This window comes from Streptomyces sp. NPDC055966, assembly GCF_042269865.1.
Classification (GTDB): Bacteria; Actinomycetota; Actinomycetes; order Streptomycetales; family Streptomycetaceae; genus Streptomyces.
The window spans coordinates 1-26002 of sequence record NZ_JBHJYK010000040.1 but is presented as its reverse complement, the minus strand read 5'-3'; the positions used below and the strand labels follow the sequence as shown (position 1 = coordinate 26002).

Below are 26002 nucleotides of genomic sequence, written 5' to 3'. Positions count from 1 at the left end.
TCAGGGTTCTGCGACACCGTGTGGCATCGGAACGGCGCAGCCTGGCCACGGACGCCGGGCCTTTTAGCGCCTGGCGCCGCCGGAATTCGCCAGTTCTACCTCGTTACCGCGCCGTCGACGGGGGTGTGACCGGGACCTATTGGAGTCGGCTCGACGGGCTCGCCGGCATTCGATCGCGCTTGGCACGGGTCTGGGCCGGCAGCGGCAGCGCCCAGGTGTAGAGCTCTGGGTCGAAGGCGTGCAGGTGCTTGACGAGCCTGCCCGTCGACCAGGGCCAGCAGAAGGTGTTGATGCCCGGGAGGCCGAAGTAGTAGCCGGTGCCGCCGGCAGCGTTGTAGACGGTGTTGCGCAGTGCCTTGTGCAGGGCCTGCTGGTGGGCTGCTTCCGCCTCGGGCTTGACATCCAGTGCGGTCGCTCCGCTGGTGCGCAGGTGGTTGAGGGCGGTGGTGATGTAGCGGAGTTGGGCTTCGAGGACGGTGGGGACGGCGGTGGTGCCGGTGAGGAGATTCGGGCCGATGAGCAGGAAGAGGTTGGGGTATCCGCTGACGCTGGTGCCGAGGTAGGCACGGCGGTTGTCGGCCCAGGCCTGGGCCAATGAGCCGTCGGTGCCGTGCAGATGGGGGGCCAGGGGGATGTCGCCGATGTGGTATCCGGTCGCGAGGACGATGATGTCGGCGTGGGTGCGGGTGCCGTCGGCGCCGATGACGTCGGAGCCCTCCACGGCGGTCACGCGGGTGGGATGCAGCCGCACGTTGGGCCGGGTGAGGGCGGGGTAGTAGGCGGCCGAGGTGATCAGACGGCGGCCGCCGAGGCGGTAGTCAGGAGTAAGGGCCCGGCGCAGGGCTCGATCCCGTACCGACGTACGCAGGTGGAGGCGGGCCAGGGATTCCAAGGGCCGCAGCAGGTGGGGGTGACGCAGGGGTACGCCGATGGCTTCCTGGGTCCAGTGGTGCAGTCCGCGTAGTGCACGGCGTGCTGCCGGGTGGTGTTCGAAGAAGCGGTGGAGACCCGGAGGGAGAAGGTAGTCGGGTTTCGGGAGTACCCACTGTGGTGTGCTCTGGAAGACGTCGACATGAGCCGCCTTCGGCTGGATCTCGGGCAGGAACTGGACGGTGGACGCTCCGGTGCCCACCACTGCGACGCGCCGTCCGGTCAGGTCGACTTCGTGGTTCCACCGGGCGGAGTGGAAGGCGGTGCCGGGGAAGGTGCTGAGGCCGGGGATGTCGGGATGGCGGGGGCGATGCCAGGGGCCGGTGGCGACGATCACGGCGCGGGCGGTGTATGTGCCCGTTGTGGTCTGCAGGTTCCAGCGGTGCGCTCCCGGCTGCCAGCGGATGCTCAGCACCTCGGTGTCGTAGCGGATCGACTTGTCCACGCCGTGCGTTGCCGCGGTGGTGTCGAGGTAGTCGAGGATCTCGGACCGGTCGGCGAAGCCCCGGCTCCACGAGTGAGGTGCGAAGGAGTATTCGTAGAGGACCGACGGTACGTCGCAGCCGCATCCGGGATAGGTGTTGTCGCGCCAAGTCCCGCCGAGGCGACCCGACTTCTCCAGCACAACGACGTTGTCGAAGCCGGCCCGGCGCAGCGCGATCACGGCGGCCACGCCGGAGAGGCCGGCCCCGATGACGACGACTTCCGCTTCATGGCGATGGTTGTCCATACTGGCGTCGGCCATCGGTCCCCCGTCTGGCTCGTGAGCGTCCCGGCGCTGATGCCGAACCGCTCCAACTGTTTACCCAGAGCGACCGATCGTAGTGTTATCCGTGATCGTTCATGGTGATACGACCGCTGGATACCTCATATGAGTGATCTTGCCGGGTGGGCTGAATTCGGTGCGATTGCCTGTGTTTGGCTGCCGGCCATGACGATGAGGGACGAACTGCCCACGTCTCGTGGTCGACACGCCGCCGTTGACGAGCCGGGACGGCATCTGCCCTACCCCAGTGGCTGGTTCTGCCTGGCGCGGTCACGAGAACTGGCCCCCGGCAGTGTCCTGACCCGCCGCTTCATGGACGAGGACGTCGTTCTTTACCGCACCCGCGACGGCCGGCCCCGCGCAGTGCATCCCTACTGCCCACACCTGGGTGCTCATCTCGGGGCGGGCGGCACCGTGCGGGGTCAGAACCTGGTGTGCCCCTTCCACCGCTTCGCCTTCGCCCCCGACGGCACCTGCGTCGGCACGCCCGACGGCCCACCACCGCGCGCCCGCCTGGAGCACCACCTCCTCGGCGAGCGCAACGGCTTCCTCTTCGCCTGGTACGAACCGGACGGCGCTCCGCCCGGCTGGGAAGTCCCCGGCACCGCCCGGGCCGGGGTCGTTCCGACGGCAGCCTGGAGCACGGAAGTGCACACCTACGCCCAGGAGATCATCGAGAACACCCTCGACTACCGGCATCTGCCCGTCCTGCACCACGTGGCCGTGCAGGAACTCGAACCGCCGGCGACCCAAGGCCCGCTCCTGCGCATGCGTCTGCGTCTCGGGCCGGACCGGCCTCCCGCCCTCAAACAGAAGATCCAGGCCGACCATACGTTCCTCATGGCGGGGCTGGGATATCTCCGGGTCGAACTCCCGCTGCCCTCGCTCGGCCTCGTCAGCTACCTGTGGGCCATGCACACACCGACCGGCCCCCGGCGTACCCGCATGCTGGTCGCGGCGGCCTGTGCGGACATCCACAAGCAGGACGCCGCTGAAGCGTCGCTCCCACGGCGTGGCCTGCACCGGGCCTTCGCCCGTGCGATGCTGCGCACCGCGGTCGGCAAGGTCCATCAGGACCTGAGGATCTGGAACACCAAACGCTACGAGCCGCAGCCCCGCCTCGCGGCGAGCGACGAAGCCATCGGCCTGTTCCGCCACTGGGCCCGCCAGTTCTACCCGGCACCCTCCAGGCCCTGAACCTGCGCGCACTCGCCCGTCTGTACGCCCCGGCCTCGGCGATTGGGAAGGGCTGGCGTGACTCTGACGGGGATCTTGGAGTTTCCCGGTGCAGCGACATGACCGACGGGCGTGATCAAGGCTGTTCCGCAGGCCGATCTAGCTGTTGGGGTGTGCGCTGTCCCTCCGTTCCCGTTCCGGTGAGCAAGTCCCGTCTCTGACCGCGCAGATCGCGCGGGCGAGCAACCCGGACGGTACGACGGCGATGTGGGTGCGGGACCGGCTGGACGGGCTGTGGGACGACGAGGACTTCGCCGGCTGGTACCCGCGCGACGGCCGTCCGGGTCTGTCGCCCGCCCAGCTGGCCACCGTCTGCGTGCTGCAGTTCGTGCTGGGGCTGTCGCACCGCCAGGCGGCGGAAGCGGTCCGCTGCCGCAACGATTTCAAGTACGCCCTGGCCATGGCGCTGGACGATCCCGGTTTCCACCACAGTGTGCTCGCCGACTTCCGTGAGCGCCTCACTCGGGACGGCCGCGCCGACCGTCTTCTCGATCTGGTGCTCGCCCGCCGGAAGGAGGCCGGACTCGTACGCGAGCGCACCACGCAGCGCACCGACTCCACCCACGTCCTGGCCGCGGTACGCGACCTGACCCGGCTGGAACCGGTCACCGAGGCGGTTCGTGCCGCGCTGGAAGAAGCCGCCCGCACGGCCGGGCACCCGCTGGTCGGCCCGGTCGACGAGGACTGGGGGCGCCGTCACGGCCGTCCGGTCCGTCTGGGCAAGAACCCCACCCGGCCCAAGACCAGGATCCTTGCCGCCAGCGACGACGCCTGCCGACTGCTGGAACGTCTCCACCAGCACGGAAGCGGCTACCGGCCCGGCCCGCAGGCCGAGGCCCTGCGGCAGATCGTCGCGCAGAACTACTACCGCGACGCGGCAGGCCGCCTGCGCCGGCGCACGCCGACGACGGCGGGCTGCCGCCCTCCTCCTCGGCAATTGCAGCCCCTGCGGCGTGGTTGCTGCCTGCGAGAGACAGCAACCAGCTGTCCAACACCGCCCGCATTGGCTTCTATGCCGAGCGGCTCAGGATCACTTGGTGCGGTAGACGGCGCTCTCCCAGTCGACGCCGTACGAGCACTCGGCCTTGGCATAGCCATAGCGCCAGGCACTGGTGTTCCGCTGTCCGTCTACGCAGGTGATCGTGATTTGCACGTAGACGCCGGGGCACTTCGCGTGGGCTCGGCCAGCGCCGCCGGGTCCAGCGTTGTCGAACCATGTGCTGCAATTGGCGGCGGCCACCGTGGGGGTCACAGCGACAACAGCGGTTCCGGTTCCGGAGATGGGTGCGGCAGGCGCGGAAGGCGCGGCAACGAAGAGGCTGGTGGCGAGGCCAGCCGCGGCGGCCCCGAAAGCAAGCAGCGTGCGTGCTTTCACGTGCGGTCCTTTCTCCTGGGCTCACATACTCATTGCTCTCCCAGCGTGGTCTGAGCACCGGAGGGAATTTAGCGACTTCACCCCAGGCGTCCGAAAAGCGGGGCTATATCGTCTTAAACAGGCCACCACTCCCGCCGAGGGTCACGTGCGGGCAGTGCGGCGCTGCACCTGGCTTTGCGCCTCCCGATGACCCCGGGGCGACTTCACCACCGGGCCGCCCCCTGCGACTTTTCGAGTCAGGTGACACTTGGTCGACCTAACTGCCACTCAGGGTGAGAGCGCCTGTGGTGGCGGCATGTGCGGACATGCCAGTCCTGCCGGCCACCAACTGCCGCCCCAAGGCTTCCGGTTGGATCCGGTCGGCGGAGCCGTTTCGTCCGCCCCAGCCATTGCGCACACTGGAGCCCGCGCCACCACAGAACGGGATAATCATGAAGCAATCAACGCTCCTCCGAAGCATGGTCGCCGCAGTCGCGCTGGCCGGGTTCGCGGTCGCCGGGCTCGGGTTCACGCACGACCACGGACCGGGCGACGTCACCGGCGGCCTGGCCCAGCCTGCCGCAGTGCACGGACCGGGCGACATGACCGGCGGCCCGGCCCAGCCTGCCGCAGTGCACGGACCGGGCGACTTCAGCGGCGGCTGACCGCTGCAACGCAGAAGGCCCCGCCGCCCGAGCTGGGCAGCCGAGCTCGCGACGCAGAGGATCCGGCGAAGCCGCACCGCGGCCATCCGTCAGAGACTGCGGCCTCCCGCCCACGACCGGCGCGAGCACCCCGACCGCGCGTCACACCAGCCCTCTGACCGGCACGTTCGAGGATGGCGAAGGCTCAGAGACAGGTTCTCAGGGCCGCGGGGGTGCAGCTGGCAGAAGGGCCACAGCCGCGCGGAGGGTTGCCTGAAGAGATTCATGGACCGTCACGTCCGGGCGCACGTGCCGCAGTTGTTCCACCACGTCCAGGCGGCGCGGGTATTGGGGGTGTACGCCGACCGCGAGGCGGGTGCCACGGGCGGCATGGGCTCCCAGCTCGTACAGGGCGATGGGCTGGACGGCGCCCGAGCAGAACCAGAACAGGATGACGTCGACGATGCGCAGGTGCTCGTACTCCCAGCCCAGGCGCGGGCGGTGCGCCTGACGCCCCAGCCGCGCTCGCGAGTCGGGCCGGAGAAGGCGTACCCGGGCAGGGAGGGCGCGACGACGTGAAAGGCGTAGATCGAGCGCGTGGAGAACTCCAGCGCAGGGCATGAGGGCGATCTCCCTCGTCACGCTTACCTCTGCGACGAAATAAGGGAGTTCGGCAGGAATGGCCGGGTAGCCGGAGCGCATTGCTGCTGGGCCGTTCCTGCGCACGCATTGCCACCTTCAGCACCGGATCCCCGGTTGGCGAAACCGGAGATCCTCCGGATCATTGTCCTTCCGTCGCCGCTCGCTCAGCCCGCGGAAGGACGCCCTCGTGCCCAGGCTGGGCCCGGTCCATGTCGGACCCTGTCCGCTTGGTCCGGGCCTGTCGGTGGGGGATGGCACACTCACCGGCATGAAGATGATTGAAGCGATCGAAGAGGTTTTGAAGGCGAACGATCCGGAGGGGGAGCCCGGGTACCTGGGCGAGTTCACGCTGGCCGGACGGCTGTTGAGCCGCGGGGAGATTGCGGTGTGCGGGCTCGACGGCGGGGACTTCTTTACGTTCGACGACGTCGCCGACGGGCTGCACGAGGTGTATCTGGCGTTCGACTGGGACGACGAGCGAGGCGCGGCCGTCTCCGCGGTCGCCCTGGTCGCCGGCGGTGCCACCCCGGAGGCGTTGACAGGTGCGAGCTGGGAGGAGGTGTCGGACGACGTCAACCAGCTGAGTGAGGATGCGTCCGCGATCTACTCCAGCACCCCGGACAACCTGGTCATCGGCGGGGCTCTTCACCGGACCGCCGGGTTTGCCGGGGGCGAGGACCCCGTGGCCCAGGCCGTGGCCGAGTTCGAGGCGCAGCAGGACGCCGGCTCCCGGACCCCGGTGCTCGATGTCGTTGTCGACCCGGCGAGCGGCGCGAATGCCCTGGTCTTCCCCACCTGCGACTTCACGTCGAACAGCATCCTGGTCGGTCGGGACGAGAGTGGTACGGGCATCGGGATCTTCTGGTCCAACTTCGACGGGTGATGTTCGGCGGGGTGTTGGGGCAGGCATTCAAACAGTGGTGTTCAAGAAGAGCGACCTCTCCACGGCGTAGGTCAACGAGTCACCCTGGATACGGCACTGTCGAAGGCGGTCCAGTCATGTGACGCCTGCCGGCCCCAGTCCGATCGTGTCTCGATGATTCGACACCAACGAGCTGTTCAGGAGGCCCTGTTCGTATGCGTCCAGCGCCCCGTCACCACCCGATCGGGACTCCCGATCGACGCGCACTCCTCAAGATCTCAACGACAACAGCTTCTTAAGTGCTGCTCAGCACCGTTGCCGACTGGGCATGCGGGCGTGATCGCGCACTATGCGGTCGCAACGCCCAGGAAGCGCAGCACCGCCAGGACGCGGCGGTGGTCGGCGTCGGCCTTGGGCAGGTCGAGCTTGGTGAAGATGCTGTTGATGTGCTTGGCGACCGCGCTCTCGCTCACGACCAGCTCGGCGGCGATGCCGGAGTTGGACCGGCCGCCCGCCATCAGCTCCAGCACCTCCCGCTCGCGCGGTGTCAGCCGGTCGAGCGGATCGCTGTGCCGGCGCACCAGCAGCTGCGCGACGACCTGCGGGTCGAGCGCGGTGCCGCCATCCGCCACCCGGCGTACCGCCTCGGCGAACTCCTCGACGTCGGCGACCCGTTGCTTGAGCAGATAGCCGACGCCCGAGGTGTTGGCGGCGAGCAGATCGGCGGCGTACCGCTCCTCCACGTACTGCGACAGCAGGAGCACGGCGGTACGCGGGTACTGGCGGCGGATCACCAGCGCGGCACGCACTCCCTCGTCGGTGAAGCCGGGCGGCATGCGCACGTCGACCACGGCGATGTCGGGCCGGTGCTCCTCGACGGCCGCCAGCAGCCCTTCTGCGTCGGCGACTTGCGCGCACATCTCGAAGCCGGCCGCCTCCAGCACCTTGACCACACCGATGCGCAGCAAGAGGGAATCCTCGGCGATCACGGCGCGCACGGCAGCTCCACGGTGATGACGGTCGGGCCCCCGGCGGGGCTGCGGCAGGAGAACGTGCCGTCGACGGACGCGACGCGCTTGGCGAGCCCGGCGAGCCCGGTGCCACCGCCGGCCGCCGCGAGATCCGCGCCGCCCGCGCCGTCGTCCGCGACGACCACCAGCAGTGTCTCCCCGATCCGCTCCACGGTCACGTCCGCCCGGGTCGCCTGGGCGTGTTTGACCACGTTCGTCAGGGCTTCGGAGACCACGAAGTACGCGACGGCCTCGACCGTGGGTGAGGGGCGCTGCGGCAGGTCCACCGCCACGCGCACCGGGATCGGGAGGCGGGCGGCGACCCCGGACAGCGCGGCGTCGAGTCCGCGGTCCTCAAGGACGGCCGGGTGCAGGCCGCGCACCAGGTTGTTCAGCTCGGCGATCGCCTCCTTCGCCTCGCGGTGCGCCTCCTCGATCACCTTGCGGGCGTCCTCCGGCAGGTCGCCGAGGGTGGACCTGGCCAGGCCCAGGTTGACGGCGAGTGAGACGAGGCGCTGCTGTGCGCCGTCGTGCAGGTCGCGCTCGATCCGCCGCCGCTCGGCGTCGGCGGCGTCGAGCACACCGGCCCGGCTCTCGGCGAGGTCGGCGACCCGGCGGGCCAGCTTCTCCGTGCGGCTGGGGCCGAGCAGGACCTCGGCCGCCCGGGTCTCCAGCCGCACCAGAGCGCCGGTCAGCCGGGGCCCGAGGAACAGCAGGGCGAGACCGCCGGCGGTGATGTACGCGGCCTGCGTGGTGTGCCCGAGGTCGGTGACCCGCCACTGCGGGGGCAGCGCCCAGATCCACACGTAGATGGAGGCGGCCACGAGAGCGGCGGCCCAGACGGCGAGGACGGCGAGGTCCAGGACGGCGAACAGCGGACCCGCCACGGCGTGGTAGCAGACCTGCCGCCACAAGGCCCGCGTGGTCAGCCGGCGCACCGCCGACTTCCAGTTGCGTCCCGGCCCGGGGACGGCGGGGCGCGGGAGCTCCTTGCCGACGAGCGCCCGGTAGCGCCGCCGCTGCCCGACGGTCAGCAGGGGTGTCACCACGAGCGTGAGCAGCACGGGCAGCGGAGTCACGGCCGGCACCAACGCCGCCATCGTGCCGAGCAGCCAGAGCCACAGCGGCACCACGGCGAGGTGGAGCGGCAGGCCGGCGGCGACGAGCGCGGTCCGGTGTCCCGCCCTGCGGAACGGCCGGCCCAGCACCAGCTGCAGCCACGTCGTGAGTTGCATGCGTCAAACGGTAAAGCCGCAGGCCATCCCCGTGCCATGACGCTCCCGCCCGGTTCGGGGCTGCACTTCTCTCCACCCCGGGTCGGAACCCTGCGTGACTGACGGCGCCCTGGTGTGCGGCGGAGGGTGGAGCACGTGAAGGGGAGAGCCAGCGGGGAGCGGGGGAAGACGATGCGTCAACTGGCCTTGTGCAATGACGAATTGGCCGGTGCCGAGGGCTTCGACCGCGCCGAGGTCATCCCGCTCCACGAAGAGGCGGAGGAACCGCGCCCGGCGCGGGGCATGCGGCGGGCCGGATGGCTGCTGGTCGCCTGCGGGCTCGCCCTGCTGCCGTGGCTGTACGTGCTGGCCACCGGCCTGCCGGCCACCGCGACCGCGGCGCACTGGCCCGTCGCCTGGGTCGGGCTCGACGCGCTGGAGGCGCTCGGCCTGATCGCCACCGGCCTCCTCGCCGCCCGCGGCGACCGGCGGCACGCCCTCGCAGCCGCCGCGTCCGCGACGTTGCTTGTGGTGGACGCCTGGTTCGACACCACGACCGCGGCGGCCCCGGGCGGCGACTTCGCCACCGCGGTCGCCATGGCGCTCGGCGCCGAGCTGCCGCTCGCCGCGCTGTGCGGCCGGCTGGCGCTGCGGGCGCTGGGCCGGCACGCGTGACGCCGACCGCCCAGCCACATGCCACGGACCAAATCAATCCACCGGAGAACACCATGCACCGCATCACCACCGCCCCCGTCGCCCCGGTCCCGGCCCGGACCCGCTGGGCGGTCGCCGCCGGCGTCGGCGCCGCGTTGGCCGCCGCCTGGTGGCTGGGCGACACGGCGCCCTATCCGTACGCCCAACGCGGCCTCCTCGACGTGCCGTTGCCGTTCCTGACAGCCGACCGGATGGACGCCGTACTGCAACCGCGGCCGGGGGAGCGGATCCTGGAGATCGGCCCGGGGACGGGCCTGCAGTCGCTGCACGTCGCCCCGCAGCTCGGGCCGGAGGGACGGCTCGATGTGCTCGACATCCAGCAGGAGATGCTCGACCACGTGATGTGCCGCGCCGAGCGCGACGGCCTGGCGACGATCACGCCCACCCGCTCGGACGCACGTGAACTGCCCTACGCCGACGGGACATTCGACGCCGTATACGCCGTGACCGCGCTCGGCGAGATCCCCGAGCCGGATCGGGTACTGCGCGAGGCGGCACGGGTGCTGGCACCAGGCGGGCGACTGGTGATCGGTGAGTTCTTCGACCGGCACTGGATCCCCTTCGGCCGGCTGCACCGGCTCGCCGACGCCGCCGGCCTCCACCTGACCGAGCGCCGCGGCCCAAGCCCGGCATACCTCGCCCGCTTCCGACCCTGCGGAGCCCACGCGCCCGTTCGCCAGAGCGAGCACCTCGCCGACGGCGACCGGGGAAGCGACGACGGGAAAGCGTGAGCACCACACGCAGGGACCGCGATCACCGAGCTGAACAACCTGGTTCGCGGTAGGCCGCTCCAAGAGGCGAGCGGGGATGGTCCCACCCTGTCGCACACGGCCGACTCGTGGACGTACCGCTCCCGCACGCGGCCTCTCGCGCGAGCCTCCTGCGCCTCGCGCCCAGCTCGCCGCCGAACAGCTCCCCGACCAACCAGCAGCCGAGGCGGGGCCGTGACGGACCGAACCGGGCCGCAGCCGCGCTTGATCGGGAGGGGCGACGGCCATCAAGAAGTAGGGTGGCCCCGCTGGACAGCGCCAGCGGGGCCAGGGATCGTCGGCACGTCAGCCGGTGGGCTCAGTGCCAGAGCTGGTATTTGCCGCCGTTGCACGGCAGCGCGTAGACGCTTCCACTGCTGCTGTCCAGGCAGTAGCCCGTCTCGCGGTTGACGATGTTCCAGCCGCCGTTGACCTTGACTTCGTTCCACTGCTCGTAGTGGTTCGCAGGGCTGGAGCAGGGTTCAAGGTAGACCGGCGCCGTGGCGTTGGACCCCTGCCAGTAGGAGGTGAGGCACTCGTCGGGGCCATCAGCCCACGGGATCTCCTTGTAGTACTGGCCGTTCGAGTTGTCGGCCAGGCTCGATGTGCTGTTGTTGTCCACCCAGGTCAGGTGCTCAGTGTCGGCTGAACCCCCGGCCGAGGTGGCGCAGTTATCGGCGTAGACACTCCAACCGTCGGTGTTGCTCCAGTAAAGGCACTGGCTGGTCGCGTCGTCCTGCCAGGTCACGTTGTTGCCGTCGGCGCAGGCGTTGCCGGTGGTGGCCAGCATGAGCATGGGGATGGCGGCGGCGATGCCGACGAGTCGGGCTGTGCGAGCCCTCTTCAAGGCTGTTCTCCTCTTTCAACTCCCGGCCGCCGAGCGGGAATGCGCGGCGGGGGATCGTGTGCCGGTTCAGCGGGTAGCAGGTGCTCGACGGCCCGACCGGGTCTGTGCCTGGGTGCGCGGTGGGACGTGTTTGCGGAGGCGGGGTCAGCTTTCGTCGGTGGTCCGCTGCGGCAGCTTCCGCAGCCTGCTGACCGGGGAGAGCAGGACCGGGACCACCATCGCCGCCGAGGCAACGGCCAGCACGGTGATGCCGGTGCGCAGGCCCAGTGCGCCGGCGATGAGCCCGCCGCCGAGGCCGCCCAGGGAGCCGCCGCCGAACAGTACGGTCCGGAAGGCGGCGTTCATCCGGCCCATGAGAGCGGTCGGGGTCAGCGCCTGTCGCAGGCTCACCATGACCACATTGGCCACCCCGAGGCCCACGTAGCTGATGAAGAACGACAGGACGAAGAACCCGATCACCGTGGCCTTGGACCCCGTGGCCAGCGGGATCAGCAGCGGGCCGGTGAAGATCGCCGACATGGCGACGGCGTAGAGGATCCCGAGGCGGAAGCGGTCGATCAGCCAACGGGACAGTGCCGCCCCGAGCAGCCCTCCCAGGCTGGAGGCGGAGAAGACCACGCCGACCTGGGTGGCCGTCAGCCCCTGCACCCGTACTGCATAGAGCAGGAACATGGTCCAGATGGTGACCATCGAGAAGTTGCAGAACGGTGCGATGAACGCAAGGGGCCGCAGCACCTTGTCGCCGAAGACCCAGCGCAGTCCCTCGCGCATCTCCCTGCCGAGGTGCCGCCTGCCCTGCGCCCGGGTCGGATCGGGACGCTCGGGCCGCGGCTCGGGCGTGCGGATCCACAGCAGGGTGGCCAGGGACACCAGGTACGAGGCGGCGTCCGCGATCAGGGCGATCGGCGCGGTCAGGGCACCGACCAGTGCGCCGGCGAGTCCGGGACCGGCGACCTCGGCGGCCGAGGAGGTCGTGCCCAGCTTTTGGTTCGCCTCCAGGTAGCGGTCGCGATGGCGGACCAGTGTGGGCACGAAGGACATCCAGCTCACGTCGAAGAGCACCGAGAAGACGCCGATCGCGCAGGCCAGCGCGAGCAGGGCCGGGAGGGTCAGGAGGTGCGCGGTGGACAGCAGCGGGATCAGCCCGATCAGCACCATTCGCGCGCCGTTGGCCAGGAGCATCACCCGCTTGCGGCGGGCCCGGTCGACCCAGACGCCGAAGACCATGGCGAGCCCGAGGTAGGGCACCAACTGCAGGAAGCGCAGCAGACCGACCTCGGTGGAGGTGGCATGGAAGACCAGCACCGCGGTGAGCGGCAGGGCCAGGTTGGTCACCTGGCTCCCGAACAGCGAGAGGGTCTCCCCCGTCCAGAACTTCAAGAAGTCCGCGTTGCGCCAGAGCGTTCGCGGGGCTGTGGTCGTCGCGTCCGCACTCCGGTGGGGTGCGAGGTGTGTGTCTGACATGCGGGTCCCCCGAAGATTCTAATGGCTAATGCGCACTGCTTCCGTTAGGAGCTGTTCCGATCATGACAGTGGGATCTAATGGATGCAAGTGCGAGCTACCATTAGCCAATGACGACTACAGGACATCCGGCGTCGGCTGCGGGTGCCGAACCGGGCGAGCCGCTGGCCGTGGAGTTCGCGAACACCCTCTTCCGCTCGCGCGGCCGACTGCGGGACGACATCGCCGCGACGGATCAGCTGGCCGCATGGCTGCAAGGCCACGCAACGGCGCTCGGCCTCGCCAACGGCGGACCGCTGGCCGACGTCGAACTGACGGATACCCAGACCGCCGACTTCTTGGCACTACGTGACGCCATCCGCAGTCTGATCAGGGCGGCGACAGAGAACGACCAGGCGCGCGAGGAAGACCTCGCCCATCTGAACGCCTGCGCGGCCGCGGCGCCCCACTGGGTGCGGCTAAGGTTCGGAAAGGACGGCTTCACGACCAACGTTGCGACGGACCGCCCGCCCGTCCCAGCTGCGCTCGCGGCACTGGCCGGCAGCGCCGCCGCCTTGCTGGCCGGCCCGGAGCGCCACGACCTGCGGGCCTGTCACGCACCGGGCTGCATGATGTTCTTCCTCAAGGACCATCCGCGCCGCGAATGGTGCTCCGCCGGATGCGGCAACCGCGCCCGCGCCGCACGGCACTACCTGCGCCACCGCGAGCGCTGAGCTCCCGGCTGTGCCGGCCGGTGTGGTCGGGCTCTGCCACGCGCCTGTTTCCGATCTGCAGACCGCTACGGCCGCTCCCTGCAAGAGCCGATCGCCATGGCCGCCGGGCTGCCGCCGCCGCAAGATCGGCTTCAACTTCATGCACGACAGACTCTCCGGGCGGCTGGCGCAACCGACCTGGCCCAGGCGGACCCGAGCCGTACGAGGCCGTACTGGCCGTCCACCGCGCGGAGGCGGAGCCGTTCGCGATGTTCACCGACGCGGACGTCATCGAGGCCGTCCACTGGCGGCATTGACTGGCTACTCCTCGGGCTCCCAGGCGATCAGCTGCTCGAACACCTGCTGGTCGCCCTCGATCTTCAGGTCACTCAGCGTGAGGCGGCCCCAGACGAAGAGGAGCAGCTGCTCGGCCGTGCCCGTGGCCGAAGCGGAGGGGGGCTCGGCGTCGTCCGTGACGGGTGCGGGCCAGGCGCCGGTGCCGTCCAGCGCGAGGAGCCAGGAGCGGCCCTCGGTGGCGTGGTAGTGGATGGTGGCGGCCTCGTGCGGCCAGGCCGCCGGGGTGGAGTTGCAGGTGTCGAGAAACTCGGCCACGCCGTCGATCGCGACGTCCGCGGGCATCGGCTGCAGGGCGCCTGCGGCAAGCTGGGCGTCGTAGGTGTGCACCAGCACCTCGTGCACCCGGCGCCGGGCAACGCCCCAGGCATTCGCCGGCGACACGCCGGCGCCCCACCACGCCCAGCACTCGCGCTCCGGGCCAGCCTCGCGCAGCGCACTCAGCAGCAGCTCGTTCGACTCGGCGTACCAGGCCAGCAGCGCCTCGAACTCGCGCGGCACCTCCGCGGCATCCTTGGCCGGCGGAGCCTCGGCCGGGCCCGCGGCGACGATCGCGGCCCACCAGCGCTGGCCCGTACCCAGGTGCTGCACCAGATCGAACAACGTCCACTCGGGGCAGGAGGGCACCGGCGCGTCAAGGCTGGGCGCGGCGGCAACCGCACTCCGGAACGCGGCCGACCGCTCGTCGATCAGTTGCAGCAGGGCGGAAAACTCAAGGTTCTCTGTCACATCGCTTGCCTATCACCCCAGTTCGGTCGGCCGCACCCTATATTCCAGGCCGTCAGCTGCGGGAGTTGGTGGTCATGAGGGGCTCGATGGCGTGTCCGATGAGTCAGGGGTGAGAATGATGTTCGCGCCAGCGTGCACGGCGTGCCCGGACAGCAGCCACCGACCATGCTGGAGATCTTCCGGGTGCGCGACGGGCGCATCGCAGAACTGTGGGGTCTGTCGTCCCTGCAACGCTCCTGAAGACCGACAGCGGTTCAACGCACGGGATCCCGCGTGACCACGTACGGCCCGGAGGCAGTCCCTGATCACGCAACGCAAGATCGCACCTTGATGCGCATCGCAACGGCAAGGTCCTCGGAGGCGATGCGCCCCCATGTGAGTCCAGCCGCCGGCAGAGGGGAAGGGGCCACTGCCGAGGACGACTTGAACGTGGGCGGCGAGCCGCCGGACGAGGCCGGGGTCGGTCATCGTCGATTCGGGTGGGCAGTAGCCCGCAGGGGTACCGGAAGCACCCCGTGTCGCCGTCAGGCGACCGGACTACTGACCCGAAGGCCGGACGCGGACGTCGCGCATCAGTGCTGGAACCGAGCGACGGGGCCGGTCCCGGCACCTGCCGGCCCGGCCGGTGCCCCGCCCCTCCGCCGAGGCTCCGGGGCCCGGCCATCGCCTCGCCGGCGTCAGCGCTGGCGGGCCGCCAAGGCGTTGGCCGCCTTCATCCGGGCTGGGGCGGTGGCCTCGATGGTGCCCGCGCCCTCGCCCGGCTTGAGTTCCCAGCCCCGCAGCTTCGCCGCGACCCGGCGCAGCGCCGCGTCACCCGGCTTCACATCGATCTGGAAGTGTGACTCCTTGGCAGGCTTCAGGTCGCCGCCCCACTTCACGACACCCTCCAGGTCGGCGAGGATGTCGCGGACCACGACGAGCTCGTGCGGGAAGAAGCCGCCCTGCGCCCGGGCGGGGTAGAACAGCGGACGGATCGCGATCGCCGTGCCCGAGAGGTAGTTGCTCTCGTACGCGGCCGCCACCGTGCGCGAGGTGGTGTGCCCGGTGACCTCGCCCGCGCCGAGCGTGTCGATCTCGTAGTGGAAACGGCGCACGATGTGCGTCAGCACGGTCGCCACGTCGCCGTCGGCCGCGCCGAAGTGGACGCCGCCCGTGCCCTCGACGCGGTGCGCCGGGGCGGAGTCGAGCACCGGCCAGCCGTTGGCGCTGGTTTTCTTGCGCCACTGGGTGGTGGCGGCCGTAACAGGCGCAGCGGCGGCGGCAGTTGTGGGCAGGCCGCCGGAGGCGAGCACGGCCCCACCGGCAACACCGAGCCCGGCAAGCAGAAAGCGCCGCCGGTCGAGCCGCATGGCCGGGGTCATGACATCACGCATGAATAAGGGGTTCCTTTCAAGGCTGATGGAGGCAGGTGCGTTCCGGGGCGCCTTACGGGGGCGCGGGGGCGTGGCATTTGAGGCTCCGCCGCGTGGGCGCGACCAGCCCCCACCGGCCCGCAGCAAAACAACCGCACCCCGCGGAGCACTACGCGCCCTTCGCGTTCGCTTCCTGCATGACCCGGTCGTGGAACTCGTCGGCGAACGCCTGGCAGAACTCCATCAGCTGCGCCTCCGGCAGATCGCCGGGCATCGTGGCGTTGGGTGCCGTCTGCGTGATGAGGTACCAGCGACCGCCCGTGATCACCGGGTCGATGACGGTCGTGAGCATGCCCTTGGCCATGGCCGCGACATTGTCCACGCTGCCGCCGAACCGCATCTCGAAGAAGTCCCGGAAGCGGGTCAGGGCGCCCATGTCGCGCTCGCCCTTGCCGTAGTGCTCGCGCACCACGTCGAGGAACTGCCCGCCCTGCTCCACCCGCCGGGCGATGAGATAGCCGTCCGCGTCCTCGATGAGGTCGTCCAGCGGGAACGTGGACTGCACGCCGACCTTCGCGAACTTCGCGTGTACGTAGGCGCCTCCGGACGGGTAGCTCTTGATGTCGCGCTGCCACTCGCCGTAGAGCGTCATCAGGTCGCCGCCCCAGCCCGCGACGTCACCCGCGCCGACCGTGCGGATGTTGCTGGTCTGCGGCTTGACGTAGTGGCCGTTGGCCGTGGCCAGCAGGTGCTCGGCGCCCAGCGTGACCCCCGTGACCGGGTCCTTGAACACGTCGAGGACCTTGGCGCCGTGGCTGTCGGCGAACTTGATGAAATCCGCGTCGGGCGAGCCGATCAGCGACGCCCACTGGGCACCGTTGTACCCGATGTGCCGGGCGTACTCCATGGTGAGCCGGTTCGGGTCACCGGTCCCGGTGTTCGTGTACTGCATCGCCAGCGGGAAGACGACCTCCAGGTTCCTGATGAGGTCGTCCGCCGGGTACACGGTCTTGCGGACCGAGTCCTGCCCCTCGTCGCTGCCCTTGCGGTGCGCGTCGTTGTCGAGGTCGAACGAGTCACCGCTGGAGCTGAACTTGAACTCCTTGATCTGATTGAACGCCCAGTTCGGCGGCAGAGGGAAGCCGAGGTTCCCGGAGAAGCCCCAGGACATGCCGGAGACGAAGGAGTAACTGGCGTCCGCGTGCTTGCTGACCTGCGTGCAGACGTTGCGCGAGCCGTACACGCCGTGGTTGTACCACGCGCCCTTGTTGGCGAGGCCCGCCTTGATCCCCTGGAAGTAGGGGACGATGTTGGAGGCGATCTCCTCCGTGGTCGCGTCGTAGTCGACGGCGAAGTAGATGGTCGTGCCCCGGTTGAAGCCGTAACCCTCCGCATGCTCATGGGCGTTGAGCGCGTGGCTGAACCCCTGCTCGTACGTGAAGTCGACCAGGCGCCGGGCGTTGTCCTGGTAGATCGGGAAGACGCGCAGACCGGCGGCGAAGATGTCGTCGAGCTCGCCGTCCTTGATGTTCTTGTCGAGCGTGCTGCCCGGCGGGTCGAACAGGTAGCGGCCGACATAGCGGTAGCCCGCCTTGTACAGCGCGTCGCCGCGCGAGCGGGTGATCCGGAAGCGGGTGTCGCACGCCGCGGTGGAGCGCTCCGGGTCGCCGGTGGAGACCAGCAGCTGCGCCCAGGTGGGGTAGTCGCCCCGGCCGTCACGGCTGTCCAGCTCCGAGAACTCCTGGAAGATCTTGACGAACTCCGTGAGCTTGGAGTCGAAGGTGCTCCGGAACGTGGTGGCGACGTTGGAGGTGCCCTTGACGATCGGGGAGTTGAAGACACAGGCCGCGGAGAAGAGCTGGACGAAGATGCCCGAGTCGCCCTCCTGCATGACGTGCTGCTTCAGACCCGCCTGGGTGCCCGGGCCAAACGATCCGGTCGCCTGGTCGTCGGGTATGCCGATCTCGTACTGGATCGCCTTCATCAGGGACTTCTGTACATCGCGGGAATACACACCGTCGGCGGGCCCGATGAAGAACGACGACTTGCCAAAGTAGCGGCCGTTGAGCCAGCGCTGGACCTCGCGGACCTTGTCGGTGCCGCCCTCGACCGAGACGTAGGCGTCCATGGTCAGGAGCGCCTTGAAGATCTTGGGCTGGACCAGCAGGTCCGAGTTCTCGATGCCCGCGTCGACCTTGAGCTTCCCGACCGACTTGGCTGTGGCCAGGTCGTAGTTGCCGTTGCCGTCGCCGCCCCAGTAGCCCTTGCAGAACAGGGCGTGCTGGACGATCCGCTTGATGTTGGCGTTCGGCTCGTTGGCGCCGATGTCGCCGCGCGCGGCCAGCTTGGCGAGCGTGCCCGGGCCGAAGCTGGCCACGAGCGGGGTGATGCCCAGCTCGACCTGAAGCGCCATGGTCAGCGAGAACATCGTCGACCAGCCGGTGCGCCCGTCCTCGGGGCACCTGACGTAACCGGGGACCGCCGCGTACGTGGCGTTGACCCACTTCTGGGCAGCAAGGACTCTGTCGTCCGCCATATTCCTCTTCCTGATGGGCGGGGCTCGGGACTCGGGGGTGCGTGAATCCTGATGGCGGAAGACAAGCCGACTGCGGGCGCGGCTCAACTGTCCGTCCCGGACAGGTGGTCAGAGCGGCGCCCCGGCAGATTTCCCCGCATCACCTCGGCGTCGGTTTCCCCCGTCGACCGCCGATGGTGCGGTGATCATATCCGACGGATGCGGCATCTTCTGCATGTACAAGCCATGCTCGGATCTGTCGTAGCATCTCCCACTGCAAGTGATCATTTACGATGCAGGGGGAACAACTCATGGGTATGGGAAAGAAGTTCGTCATGGCCGCAGCGACGGGTGCGCTGACCCTCACCGGCCTCGCCGCCGTGAGCGGGACCGCGTTCGCCGGGACCGACGGACAGCAGATCGTCATCGACGACCAGACGCGCAGGGTCGAGTCGATCAAGATCCAGGGCCTCGACCAGCACGGCGCGCCCGCCACGGCGTGCCTGACCACGCCGGGTTACGAGACCCGGATGCCCGGCTGGTGGTGGCGCGACTCGATGCACTTCAGCAAGTGGACCGACAAGACCTGCGGCAAGAGCGGCGGTAGCTGGCTCGGCTCGCAGGACGAGTGGGTTCCGGCGTGGCAGTCGCCGGACCGGGGTGACTGGTACTACATCGGCATCTACAAGAACGACAACTAAGGTCTGTTGGGAAAGTGCCGACGGACGTATCAGGGAACTGCCTCGACGACAGCCCGTCGTAGCTCCTGTGAGCCCAGGAAGTCCGTGTTGTCCGCCCACTGGTCGACGCTCCCGATCCGCGGCAGGCTGCGCAGGTGCGGATCGGTGACCGTCTTGGCCGACGCGGCCGCGAACCGCTCGGCGAACAGCACCCGGTACGGGCGGCCGTGGTACGACCGGCAGGCCGTGGCCAGCGGTGCCGTCAGGCCGGTCTCGTTATGCAGTGTGGCCACGGCCTCGTAGGCGTCGCACAGGAGCTTGGCTCGCTGGCGGTACTGCGTCGCCGCCAGAGCTCCTTGGAGCAACGGCGTCAGCGTCTCGGCCACCGGCAGTTGCCTGAACGTGCTCCCCAGCCACTTGCTGTAGGGCGCATAGCGGCGTTCCAGGAGCAGGCACAGTCGCGTGAGATCGCGGACGAGGCGTCCGGCAACGACCGCTGACCCCAGGGCGTCCCCGACGTCCGCGCAGCGTCCCACGAACGCCTCTTCCTGGGAGATCCGCTGCCACTGACAGGCCAGCAGATATCGCCACACCTGGTCCGGATACCAGGACAGTCGTTCTCGGACCGTCGTGAGCGTGCCGAGGCCGTCGTGGAACACTTCTCCGCCGGTGACTTCGGCGAGGTGCTGCTGCGGTATGGCCAGCCAGTCGCGGACTGTGGGCTCGGCCGATGTGGGATCGACGCCAAGGTGCCCGGTCAGCCACGAGCCGGCGTCCAGCGTAAGCACGCGGTGGTTCACCGGGCCGTCCGTGGGCTGCATGTGGCCGACTCTGTCGTTGATCTGCCGGAAGTGCGTGGGGCGCCCGCGTATCTGCTTGGGCAGCTGCTCGGCCAGCACGCGGTGGATGCGGGTGCCGTGCGCAGTCGCGTCCTGCGGGGTGAGGAAGAGCAGCAGCCGCGGACCCCAGTCGTGGTCGGTCGACCGGGGAGTGTCGAACCCCAGGACCTCCGAGCCCGCACCCACCAGCGCGGCAGCATGCGGCAACCCCGGATACGTCTCCGCCAGGATCGGCTGCACCGCCTCCTCGTAAAGAATGCGCGACAGCGCGAGCCCGGAGAGAAAATCTGCATCGGATGTCGTCACCCAGTTACTCTGGCGCACTCGGTATCCGTCAACCACCGATTTTGACGGTGGCGGTCAGAGCCACTCGTTGATGGCCGCGACCTGGGCGGGCGGCCGCCACGAGAGCCGAGCTTTTGGCGGTTGCGGACCTGGTCGGCCTTCTCCGGAATGGTGCACCGCACACCGCGTCTGCGCAGGTAGGCGCGGTTCGCGCGTGAGCCGTAGGCCCGGTCGGCGCGGACCTTGTCCGGACGGGTACGCGGTCGGCCCGGGCCGATTCGGGGCACCCGGATACCGTTCAAGACCGCCTGGATCTGGGGCTGTCGTGCCGCTGGCCGGCGGTTACGAGCAGGGACAGTGGTTTCTGTTCCTGCTCGACCGCCAGGTGCAGCTTGGTGGTCAGCCCGCCCCGCGAGCGTCCGAGGCCGTGGTCGTCGGGCTCGGTGTCGATCCCGCGGGTGGCTCCTTCTGCAGATCCCCCTTTTATGCGCCCCGGCGGCGTGCTGGTGGGCGCGGGCGATGGTGGAGTCCACGCTCACGTCCCACGTGATCAGGCCCTTCGCGTCGGCGTCGACTTGCAGTTGCTCCAGGATCCGCTTCCAGGTGCCGTCGCGCTGCCACCGCCGGAACAGGTCGTGGGCTCGGTCCCACGGCCCGTAGCACTCCGGGAGATCACGCCACGGCGCACCGGTTCGGGTCCGCCACCGTATGCCGTCGATCAGCTTCCGGTCTGACCAGGTCCGCGGACGGCCCAGCTTCTTGCCCGAGGGTAGGAGCGACTCAAGCCGAGCCCACTGGCCGTTCGTCAGATCACCACGCCTCACAGACGGTGATCATCTACAACCTTGATCCACTTTCGCAACAGACCCTGGAACCCCGACGCCCCTTCGCTGCCCACGTCCGTCTCCTCGTCGGTCGGCACGCGCCTGTGCCTCGCGGTGATGGACTGGCGAGCGAATAACAAGGTGTTGGGCACCTCTGCCCATGAACGCGGCCTGCGGGCCACGGACATCAGCATCGCCGAGCAGGGCACCGGCATCGTTGCCCGCGGCCGTGAAGGCATCACTGTGCGAGCGGCGTTCATCAAGCAGACGGAGGCCGGGGACATCGCCAAGCGGGCCCTCGCGTGCGCACGGCGGCCGGCACCCTGTCTGGTCAGTCCGTTGGCGCGCTGGTCGAGGAGCTGGACGTCGAGACGGTCGTGGACCACGTCCGTGCGATCTGGCCCGACGGCATCGAGGCCGTGCATTCGTATCGGCTCGTCGAGGCCCTCGCCGCTTACCGGGCTGATCTGTACAAGCCGTGGACGGAGATGGACGCAGCCGCGGCGTCGACGGCGCGCAGCGCGGCCCTGAAGCCCTTCAAGGTGTCGACCCGGCAGCTCACCATCCGGGAGTGCTGCGGGGGCGCCAAGGGGTTGCGGAACGCCGATCTGCCCGCCGTCGAGGACGACGAGTAGACCCTGTCGAGCCGGTCTCGGCGAGAGGTAGAGGTTTCACCCGGCCCCGAAACCGGTTTCGCCCCTGATATCGGGGCTGAGCTGGGAAGTTTCGCGTTTCCACGCCGGGAACGGATCGGACTCCAGCGGACCCGCTGACGGCGAATCACCAGGGTCGAGCGCTGGAGACGCGGCCGCCTCGTAACCCCGTCGGAGCGGCCGCCCAATCGCCGCCCGTCCTCAGCACCCCGGGCCCAATGGGGCGGGCGGGCCGCACCGTGCCGCAACACAACCACCCAGCACACCGCCGACAGGAAGGAAGTGTGGGGATGAGTGCTGCCCAAAACCTGCTGAAGTTCGCGTGGCTGGAGGTCACGGGCTTCTGCAAGGAAAGGTGCACGCACTGCTACGCCGACTCGGGCCCGCAGGGGTCCCGCTAGACCCTCTGTCGTTTGCGGGCCCCGCCGAGAGCACCGGAAACTGGTGGATTGCCGGGCAACCGTGTTCCCTCGCTCCCCCTCTGACAGGTTGTCATCGACAAGCTGAAACGGCGGCTGCGGGCCGAGGAGCAGCACCGCGTCCGCCGTCTTTTCACTGTTGCCGAGCAGGAGACCATCCGAACGGGGAGACAGACGATGAACGTTCTCAACCGGCGTGCTGCGCGTGCGGCCGTCGTCACGGCAGCCGGTACAGCGGCACTCGGGCTGAGTGCGGTGACGGCTTCTGCAAAGGTCGATTACGGCTTCGAGGCAAGCCCGCACACCGTGAAGGCCGGCGGCCGTGTCCACGTGAAGGGATACGCCGCGAAGGACGACGACCTCTTTCAGAAATTCTGCGTGCAGGAGCGGCAGGGCAAAGCAACCTGGCGCACGGTGAAGTGCGCTCACGGAGCGGTCTTCGACGGCGGCTCGGTCGACACGTGGGTGAAGGCGCCGCACCGTGGCACGCTGCAGTTCCGCGGCGCGCTCTACGAGACGGACTGGGGCTCGAACAAGCTCCACCTGCAACTGGTCACGCCGACCCGGACCGTCAGGGTGCGCTGACCGCCAAGCCGCACCAGGGGATGCCGGGGCCTGTCGGAGGCCCCGGCGAGTCCCGAAGACCCTCATCGGCGGGACGTCACCAAGGTATCCAGCCGCGCACAGCACGACGCCCCGCCGCTCGGTCCGTACAGCCCCGGCCGGTGGATGCACTGGCCGGGGCTTCTTCGTGCGTCGTCAGGCGGGGGTGACGTTCTCCGCCTGCGGGCCCTTCGGGCCCTGGGTCACGTCGAAGTTCACCAGCTGGTTCTCTTCTAGGGACCGGAAACCGCCGGTGTTGATGGCGGAGTAGTGGACGAAGACGTCGGGACCGCCGCCGTCCTGGGCGATGAAGCCGAAGCCCTTTTCCGCGTTGAACCACTTCACCGTGCCGGTAGCCATGTGCCTGTCTCCTTCGAGGGGACTCGTATCGGGCCCCGCACCGTGCGGGACCCGGAGGTGATCGCCCTGGTCCGGAGAGGCGTTGAACAGCAAAAACGCCCGTGACTGCGATCACGGGCGAACGGGACTTCGGAACCACGACTGCTGACCACGACGCTACTCCGGCTGGTGGAGCCCGGCCACAAAGACCCACGACAGCAACGCGCCTCCGTGGATCGACCGGGCGCCATTGACAGCCGTCTCCCGAGTGCGCCTCCCTTGCCGCTGGGTGAGGCTGAGGCTATGGCTGAGCGTCGCGTGATCGCGGATCCGCCCCGTGAGGGTGGTGGCCGGCATGTCCAGGTCGACAGCGAGACGCTGGGCACCGCATACAGCCTGCACGACCTGAGCGTGCTCCTGGAGCGTGCCGGCCTGGAGGGGCTGGACGTGGTGGACCTGGTGAATTCGCCGCTGATCGAGTGGCATGGCGGCGGCCCGGAGGTATGGGAGCGCTGAACGCCTCTCGGCGGGCGCGGGCTGGCGGCCGTCGTCACTCGTTCGATGCACAGCGGTCGGTATCGCGTTCGCTGGGAGCGAGCCCGGCATCGGACCGGGGCTCAGCCCCCCCATCAAACCAAGGAGACACAGCCATGGACCAGGGCAAGATTCAAGTGTCAACGCTTCGCGAAAATTCACCCCTTGGGTGTCTCGGAAAATTGACCCCGGTTGGTTGTGACGACGCTTGATGCCGGGGTGACGCAGCAGCCCTGGCCGTGAAAGCCTTCGGGCATGTCTGAGCTGCGGGAACCTGCCGACCGTCCGGTCAGGTTGCTCGGTTTCTGGGGGACGCCCGAGAACCAGACGCTGCCGAACCCCGCTGATCTCGTTGATCCCGGCTGGGGCGAGGCGGAACGGCAGTGGGTCGCGGACTACCTGGAGCACGGGCAGATCGCCGGGTCCTGGATGGGCGCATCGAGGTGCAGGCTGTGTTCACGCGCCAACGGTTCCCGCGATCTCACCGACGGCTACTACCTCTGGCCGGAAGGACTCGCCCACTACGTCCTCGATCACGGCGTCAGGCTGCCAGCCGAGTTCCTCAACCACATCGAGCAGAGGTCTCAAGCCTTGGAAGGTCTTGAGAGGGACGCCTCATGGTGGCAGCGGAACGCTGCCAGAACCTAGAGGCGTTGGTCGATCCGCCTCTCTGCGAAGACCTCCCACCATGCTGTCGTGGTTTCTCGCCGCACGAGACGGCTCATCGCATCGTGGTTGCACCCAGCACTGTTGGGACTTCTTGAATCCCCGCCCTGCTCTTCGTCCCCACTTGGTCACACGCTCAACGAATGAGTCGATTTGGGCGGCCGACAGGGGGCGGTCAGTCCTCGTAGGGCATTGGCACATCGGAGGGGAGGTACCCCGTCTGTTGTGTGCTCTGTGGTCGGCAGTCGTCAGATCTTGCGCTTGGGGCTGCTGCCGGGGCGGAGCCTGCCCGCCTCATCGAGGTCGTTGAGTACCGCGGGCAGGCCGACGCGCAGCATCTTGCGCCGGACGTGGCCCAGGATCTGGGCCATGAAGAACCCGCTGGTTCCTGCGAAGCCCGTGTGGTCGTAGGTGAAGCGCGTTCCTGCGGCCTGAGGCTCGATCCGGTAGGTGACCTCGGTGGTTTCGCCGCCGTCGTGGTCGGTCCACGAGTAGCGCAGCAGTCGCGGCTCGTCCACCTCCAGCACGACGCAGTCGACGATCCCGCTCCAGCCCGGCTTCGGCTTCGCGATGAACTGGAACTCGGTGCCGACGGTGGTGGCAAATCCTTTCGGTCGCGCCCCGGCGCCGGTCGCCGTCCACAAGGGGATGAGCGCCGGATCGGTGACGGCGCGCCAGACCTTCGTGGAGGAGTGCGGGTAGTCGCGGACGATGTGGATGGCGCTCATGGGGGCTCCCAAGGCAGTGTGGACGTCCCGCCGGAGAAGAAAGTTACAGCAACTGAAAATATACAGTAGAAGTAATAATCTGGTCGCCGGACTACGCTGTCCCGCGTGAACACGGTGGACTGGACGGGATGGCGCAGACAGGTCGGGGAGCCCGCGGCCGAGGGATTGCGGGAGCGGAAGAAGCGTCTGATGCGGCAACGCCTGTCGGACACCGCGACCGAGATGTTCCTGGAGCACGGCTTCGACAGCGTTCGCGTAGCGGAGATCGCCCAGGCGTGCGGAGTCTCGCAGAAGACGGTTTTCAACTACTTCCCCACCAAGGAATCGCTCATCCTGGACCTCGATGAGACGACGATGACCGCCCTGCGCACCGGCCTGGCCGTCCCTGACCGCTGCCCTGTCGACGCGGTGCTTCGGGTCCTGTCCGACGAGTTGCTCGGCATGACGTCCTGGATCGCCGCACAGGACGACTCGGGTCAGGCCGCCGCCATGATCAGGCGCTTTGGCGAGCTGATCCGGTCCACGCCCTCACTGCGGGCCTATCACCGCGACATGACTGACCGGCTCATCAAAGTCGCAGCCCAGGCGCTGGCCCAGCGCACCGGGATGAGCCCGGATGATCCCGAGCCGCAGATCGCGGCAACGGCTCTGATCGGTCTGTGGCCCATCCAGTTCCGGAGCCTGGGAAAGCACCTGAAGAGCGTTCGCACACCTGAGCAGGTTCACAAGGCGGTGACCGCCGACGTCCGCCGTGCAGCCAAGCTCATCGAGGCCGGCCTGGCCTCGTTCAAGGCTCTGGGGGAACCGGCCGACACCCATGCCCGCAACGCACTGTGAGCCAGAGAAAGGGCTGCCGACTCGTTGACACGCTCAGCCACGACCCCACCCGGAAGGGTGGCGAGCGAACGCGAGCATCTCTGGGAATCCCCGAGCAAGAGATGGGGACTTTCTCCGCTGACGTACTCACGCGGGGAATAGCGCACGTCGCGAATACTGCCTCTCCACCAGTTGGCGACGTCGGCGAGCCCCACGGCCTGCGCGTCCTTGCCGAGCTCGCCCAGAACGCGCACCGCGACGAACACAAGAAGGCCCCCACCGCCCCCGCCTGACCCTCGCCCACCCCCGCAGCGCGCGGGGCGGCCGTCGACCTTGAGTCCGGCCGCCCCGGCGTCTCACCTGGAAGGAATCCTGTGCAACAGCCCCACGCCCCCGAGCGGCCCGCGGTTGTCGTCCTGTGCGGCTCCACCACCTACTGGGACGAACTCGCCGAAGCGGCCCTGTACGAGACTGCGGCCGGCCGCATCGTCCTCGCCCCTGGCTGCAACATGAAGGTCCCCCACCCCCTTTGGGCCGATCCGCA

At 69.0% G+C, this 26002-nt stretch carries 26 protein-coding genes; 13 read left to right on the top strand and 13 right to left on the bottom strand.

From position 1 onward, the window contains the following. Nucleotides 1-136: 136 nt before the first annotated feature. Entirely contained in the window at nucleotides 137-1675 is a 1539-nt protein-coding gene (locus ACFC8N_RS45965) for a flavin-containing monooxygenase (RefSeq protein ID WP_376295628.1), read from the bottom strand. Between the two features lie 186 nt (nucleotides 1676-1861). On the opposite strand from ACFC8N_RS45965, the gene ACFC8N_RS45960 reads away from it, so the two are divergent. The 3 genes from ACFC8N_RS45960 (at nucleotide 1862) to ACFC8N_RS45950 (ending at nucleotide 4951) form a co-directional block, all read left to right on the top strand. Then, a complete protein-coding gene (locus tag ACFC8N_RS45960; protein ID WP_376295627.1) occupies nucleotides 1862-2893 on the top strand; it encodes an aromatic ring-hydroxylating dioxygenase subunit alpha in 1032 nt (343 codons plus the stop codon). 250 nt (nucleotides 2894-3143) lie between these two features. Further along, nucleotides 3144-4361 (top strand): transposase, encoded by a 1218-nt coding sequence (locus ACFC8N_RS45955; protein ID WP_376295626.1) that lies wholly within the window; start codon nucleotides 3144-3146, stop codon nucleotides 4359-4361. 404 nt (nucleotides 4362-4765) lie between these two features. Continuing rightward, nucleotides 4766-4951 carry a hypothetical protein gene (locus ACFC8N_RS45950; protein WP_376295624.1) on the top strand — a complete coding sequence of 62 codons (186 nt, stop codon included), beginning with the start codon at nucleotides 4766-4768 and terminating at the stop codon, nucleotides 4949-4951. Between the two features lie 198 nt (nucleotides 4952-5149). Here the strand turns inward: ACFC8N_RS45950 and ACFC8N_RS45945 are convergent, their stop codons facing one another. Beyond that, nucleotides 5150-5551, bottom strand: coding sequence for a nucleoside 2-deoxyribosyltransferase domain-containing protein (locus ACFC8N_RS45945; protein ID WP_376295646.1), 402 nt, complete (start codon nucleotides 5549-5551; stop codon nucleotides 5150-5152). Nucleotides 5552-5840: 289 nt separating this feature from the next. Between ACFC8N_RS45945 and ACFC8N_RS45940 the strand changes: the two genes are divergently transcribed. Further along, a complete protein-coding gene (locus tag ACFC8N_RS45940; RefSeq protein ID WP_376295623.1) occupies nucleotides 5841-6455 on the top strand; it encodes a hypothetical protein in 615 nt (204 codons plus the stop codon). Nucleotides 6456-6781: 326 nt separating this feature from the next. Here the strand turns inward: ACFC8N_RS45940 and ACFC8N_RS45935 are convergent, their stop codons facing one another. Together ACFC8N_RS45935 and ACFC8N_RS45930 are read right to left on the bottom strand one after the other, a co-directional pair. Continuing rightward, on the bottom strand, nucleotides 6782-7432 hold the full coding sequence (locus ACFC8N_RS45935; RefSeq protein ID WP_356034343.1) for a response regulator transcription factor: 651 nt from the start codon (nucleotides 7430-7432) through the stop codon (nucleotides 6782-6784). After that, on the bottom strand, nucleotides 7420-8679 hold the full coding sequence (locus ACFC8N_RS45930; protein WP_376295622.1) for a histidine kinase: 1260 nt from the start codon (nucleotides 8677-8679) through the stop codon (nucleotides 7420-7422). Before ACFC8N_RS45930 ends, ACFC8N_RS45935 begins: the two co-directional genes overlap by 13 nt. Before the next feature lie 135 nt (nucleotides 8680-8814). Here ACFC8N_RS45930 and ACFC8N_RS45925 point away from each other — a divergent pair, with 135 nt between their 5' ends. Further along, on the top strand, nucleotides 8815-9333 hold the full coding sequence (locus tag ACFC8N_RS45925; protein ID WP_376295620.1) for a hypothetical protein: 519 nt from the start codon (nucleotides 8815-8817) through the stop codon (nucleotides 9331-9333). Between the two features lie 53 nt (nucleotides 9334-9386). Next, nucleotides 9387-10103 carry a class I SAM-dependent methyltransferase gene (locus tag ACFC8N_RS45920; RefSeq protein ID WP_376295619.1) on the top strand — a complete coding sequence of 239 codons (717 nt, stop codon included), beginning with the start codon at nucleotides 9387-9389 and terminating at the stop codon, nucleotides 10101-10103. A gap of 337 nt (nucleotides 10104-10440) precedes the next feature. Here the strand turns inward: ACFC8N_RS45920 and ACFC8N_RS45915 are convergent, their stop codons facing one another. After that, a complete protein-coding gene (locus tag ACFC8N_RS45915) occupies nucleotides 10441-10968 on the bottom strand; it encodes a ricin-type beta-trefoil lectin domain protein (RefSeq protein WP_376295618.1) in 528 nt (175 codons plus the stop codon). Between the two features lie 144 nt (nucleotides 10969-11112). Further along, nucleotides 11113-12432 carry an MFS transporter gene (locus ACFC8N_RS45910; RefSeq protein WP_376295617.1) on the bottom strand — a complete coding sequence of 440 codons (1320 nt, stop codon included), beginning with the start codon at nucleotides 12430-12432 and terminating at the stop codon, nucleotides 11113-11115. Between the two features lie 108 nt (nucleotides 12433-12540). Here ACFC8N_RS45910 and ACFC8N_RS45905 point away from each other — a divergent pair, with 108 nt between their 5' ends. Next, the gene (locus ACFC8N_RS45905) at nucleotides 12541-13143 is read left to right on the top strand and encodes a CGNR zinc finger domain-containing protein (RefSeq protein WP_376295615.1); all 603 of its coding nucleotides are present in this window, start codon (nucleotides 12541-12543) and stop codon (nucleotides 13141-13143) included. 300 nt (nucleotides 13144-13443) lie between these two features. On the opposite strand, the gene ACFC8N_RS45900 is transcribed toward ACFC8N_RS45905, so the two are convergent. From ACFC8N_RS45900 to ACFC8N_RS45890, 3 genes are all read right to left on the bottom strand, one after another. After that, complete coding sequence (locus tag ACFC8N_RS45900; protein ID WP_376295613.1) at nucleotides 13444-14205, bottom strand: maleylpyruvate isomerase family mycothiol-dependent enzyme; 762 nt, start codon at nucleotides 14203-14205, stop codon at nucleotides 13444-13446. A 677-nt stretch (nucleotides 14206-14882) separates the two neighbouring features. Further along, nucleotides 14883-15578, bottom strand: coding sequence for a hypothetical protein (locus ACFC8N_RS45895; protein ID WP_376295611.1), 696 nt, complete (start codon nucleotides 15576-15578; stop codon nucleotides 14883-14885). Between the two features lie 148 nt (nucleotides 15579-15726). Further along, nucleotides 15727-18093 carry a glycoside hydrolase domain-containing protein gene (locus tag ACFC8N_RS45890; RefSeq protein WP_362821849.1) on the bottom strand — a complete coding sequence of 789 codons (2367 nt, stop codon included), beginning with the start codon at nucleotides 18091-18093 and terminating at the stop codon, nucleotides 15727-15729. Between the two features lie 314 nt (nucleotides 18094-18407). On the opposite strand from ACFC8N_RS45890, the gene ACFC8N_RS45885 reads away from it, so the two are divergent. Beyond that, nucleotides 18408-18773 (top strand): hypothetical protein, encoded by a 366-nt coding sequence (locus ACFC8N_RS45885; protein ID WP_356034314.1) that lies wholly within the window; start codon nucleotides 18408-18410, stop codon nucleotides 18771-18773. Between the two features lie 29 nt (nucleotides 18774-18802). On the opposite strand, the gene ACFC8N_RS45880 is transcribed toward ACFC8N_RS45885, so the two are convergent. Further along, complete coding sequence (locus ACFC8N_RS45880) at nucleotides 18803-19897, bottom strand: DUF4037 domain-containing protein (RefSeq protein ID WP_376295610.1); 1095 nt, start codon at nucleotides 19895-19897, stop codon at nucleotides 18803-18805. Beyond that, nucleotides 19894-20700 (bottom strand): IS5 family transposase, encoded by an 807-nt coding sequence (locus ACFC8N_RS45875; protein ID WP_376295609.1) that lies wholly within the window; start codon nucleotides 20698-20700, stop codon nucleotides 19894-19896. The genes ACFC8N_RS45880 and ACFC8N_RS45875 overlap by 4 nt, the downstream gene beginning before the upstream one ends. 302 nt (nucleotides 20701-21002) lie before the next feature. Between ACFC8N_RS45875 and ACFC8N_RS45870 the strand changes: the two genes are divergently transcribed. Both ACFC8N_RS45870 and ACFC8N_RS45865 read left to right on the top strand, forming a co-directional pair. Continuing rightward, entirely contained in the window at nucleotides 21003-21335 is a 333-nt protein-coding gene (locus ACFC8N_RS45870; RefSeq protein WP_362821852.1) for a hypothetical protein, read from the top strand. A gap of 614 nt (nucleotides 21336-21949) precedes the next feature. Then, nucleotides 21950-22357 (top strand): hypothetical protein, encoded by a 408-nt coding sequence (locus ACFC8N_RS45865; RefSeq protein ID WP_376295608.1) that lies wholly within the window; start codon nucleotides 21950-21952, stop codon nucleotides 22355-22357. Nucleotides 22358-22531: 174 nt separating this feature from the next. Here the strand turns inward: ACFC8N_RS45865 and ACFC8N_RS45860 are convergent, their stop codons facing one another. Beyond that, the gene (locus tag ACFC8N_RS45860) at nucleotides 22532-22735 is read right to left on the bottom strand and encodes a cold-shock protein (RefSeq protein WP_356034301.1); all 204 of its coding nucleotides are present in this window, start codon (nucleotides 22733-22735) and stop codon (nucleotides 22532-22534) included. A gap of 282 nt (nucleotides 22736-23017) precedes the next feature. On the opposite strand from ACFC8N_RS45860, the gene ACFC8N_RS45855 reads away from it, so the two are divergent. Beyond that, nucleotides 23018-23230: a hypothetical protein gene (locus ACFC8N_RS45855; RefSeq protein WP_376295606.1), complete on the top strand. Its 213-nt coding sequence runs from the start codon at nucleotides 23018-23020 to the stop codon at nucleotides 23228-23230. A 273-nt stretch (nucleotides 23231-23503) separates the two neighbouring features. Then, the gene (locus ACFC8N_RS45850) at nucleotides 23504-23896 is read left to right on the top strand and encodes a hypothetical protein (RefSeq protein WP_376295605.1); all 393 of its coding nucleotides are present in this window, start codon (nucleotides 23504-23506) and stop codon (nucleotides 23894-23896) included. Between the two features lie 266 nt (nucleotides 23897-24162). Here ACFC8N_RS45850 and ACFC8N_RS45845 read toward each other — a convergent pair whose 3' ends face one another. After that, nucleotides 24163-24642, bottom strand: coding sequence for an SRPBCC domain-containing protein (locus ACFC8N_RS45845; protein WP_356034294.1), 480 nt, complete (start codon nucleotides 24640-24642; stop codon nucleotides 24163-24165). 105 nt (nucleotides 24643-24747) lie between these two features. Between ACFC8N_RS45845 and ACFC8N_RS45840 the strand changes: the two genes are divergently transcribed. Beyond that, complete coding sequence (locus tag ACFC8N_RS45840) at nucleotides 24748-25479, top strand: TetR family transcriptional regulator (protein ID WP_376295604.1); 732 nt, start codon at nucleotides 24748-24750, stop codon at nucleotides 25477-25479. Nucleotides 25480-26002 lie beyond the last annotated feature (523 nt).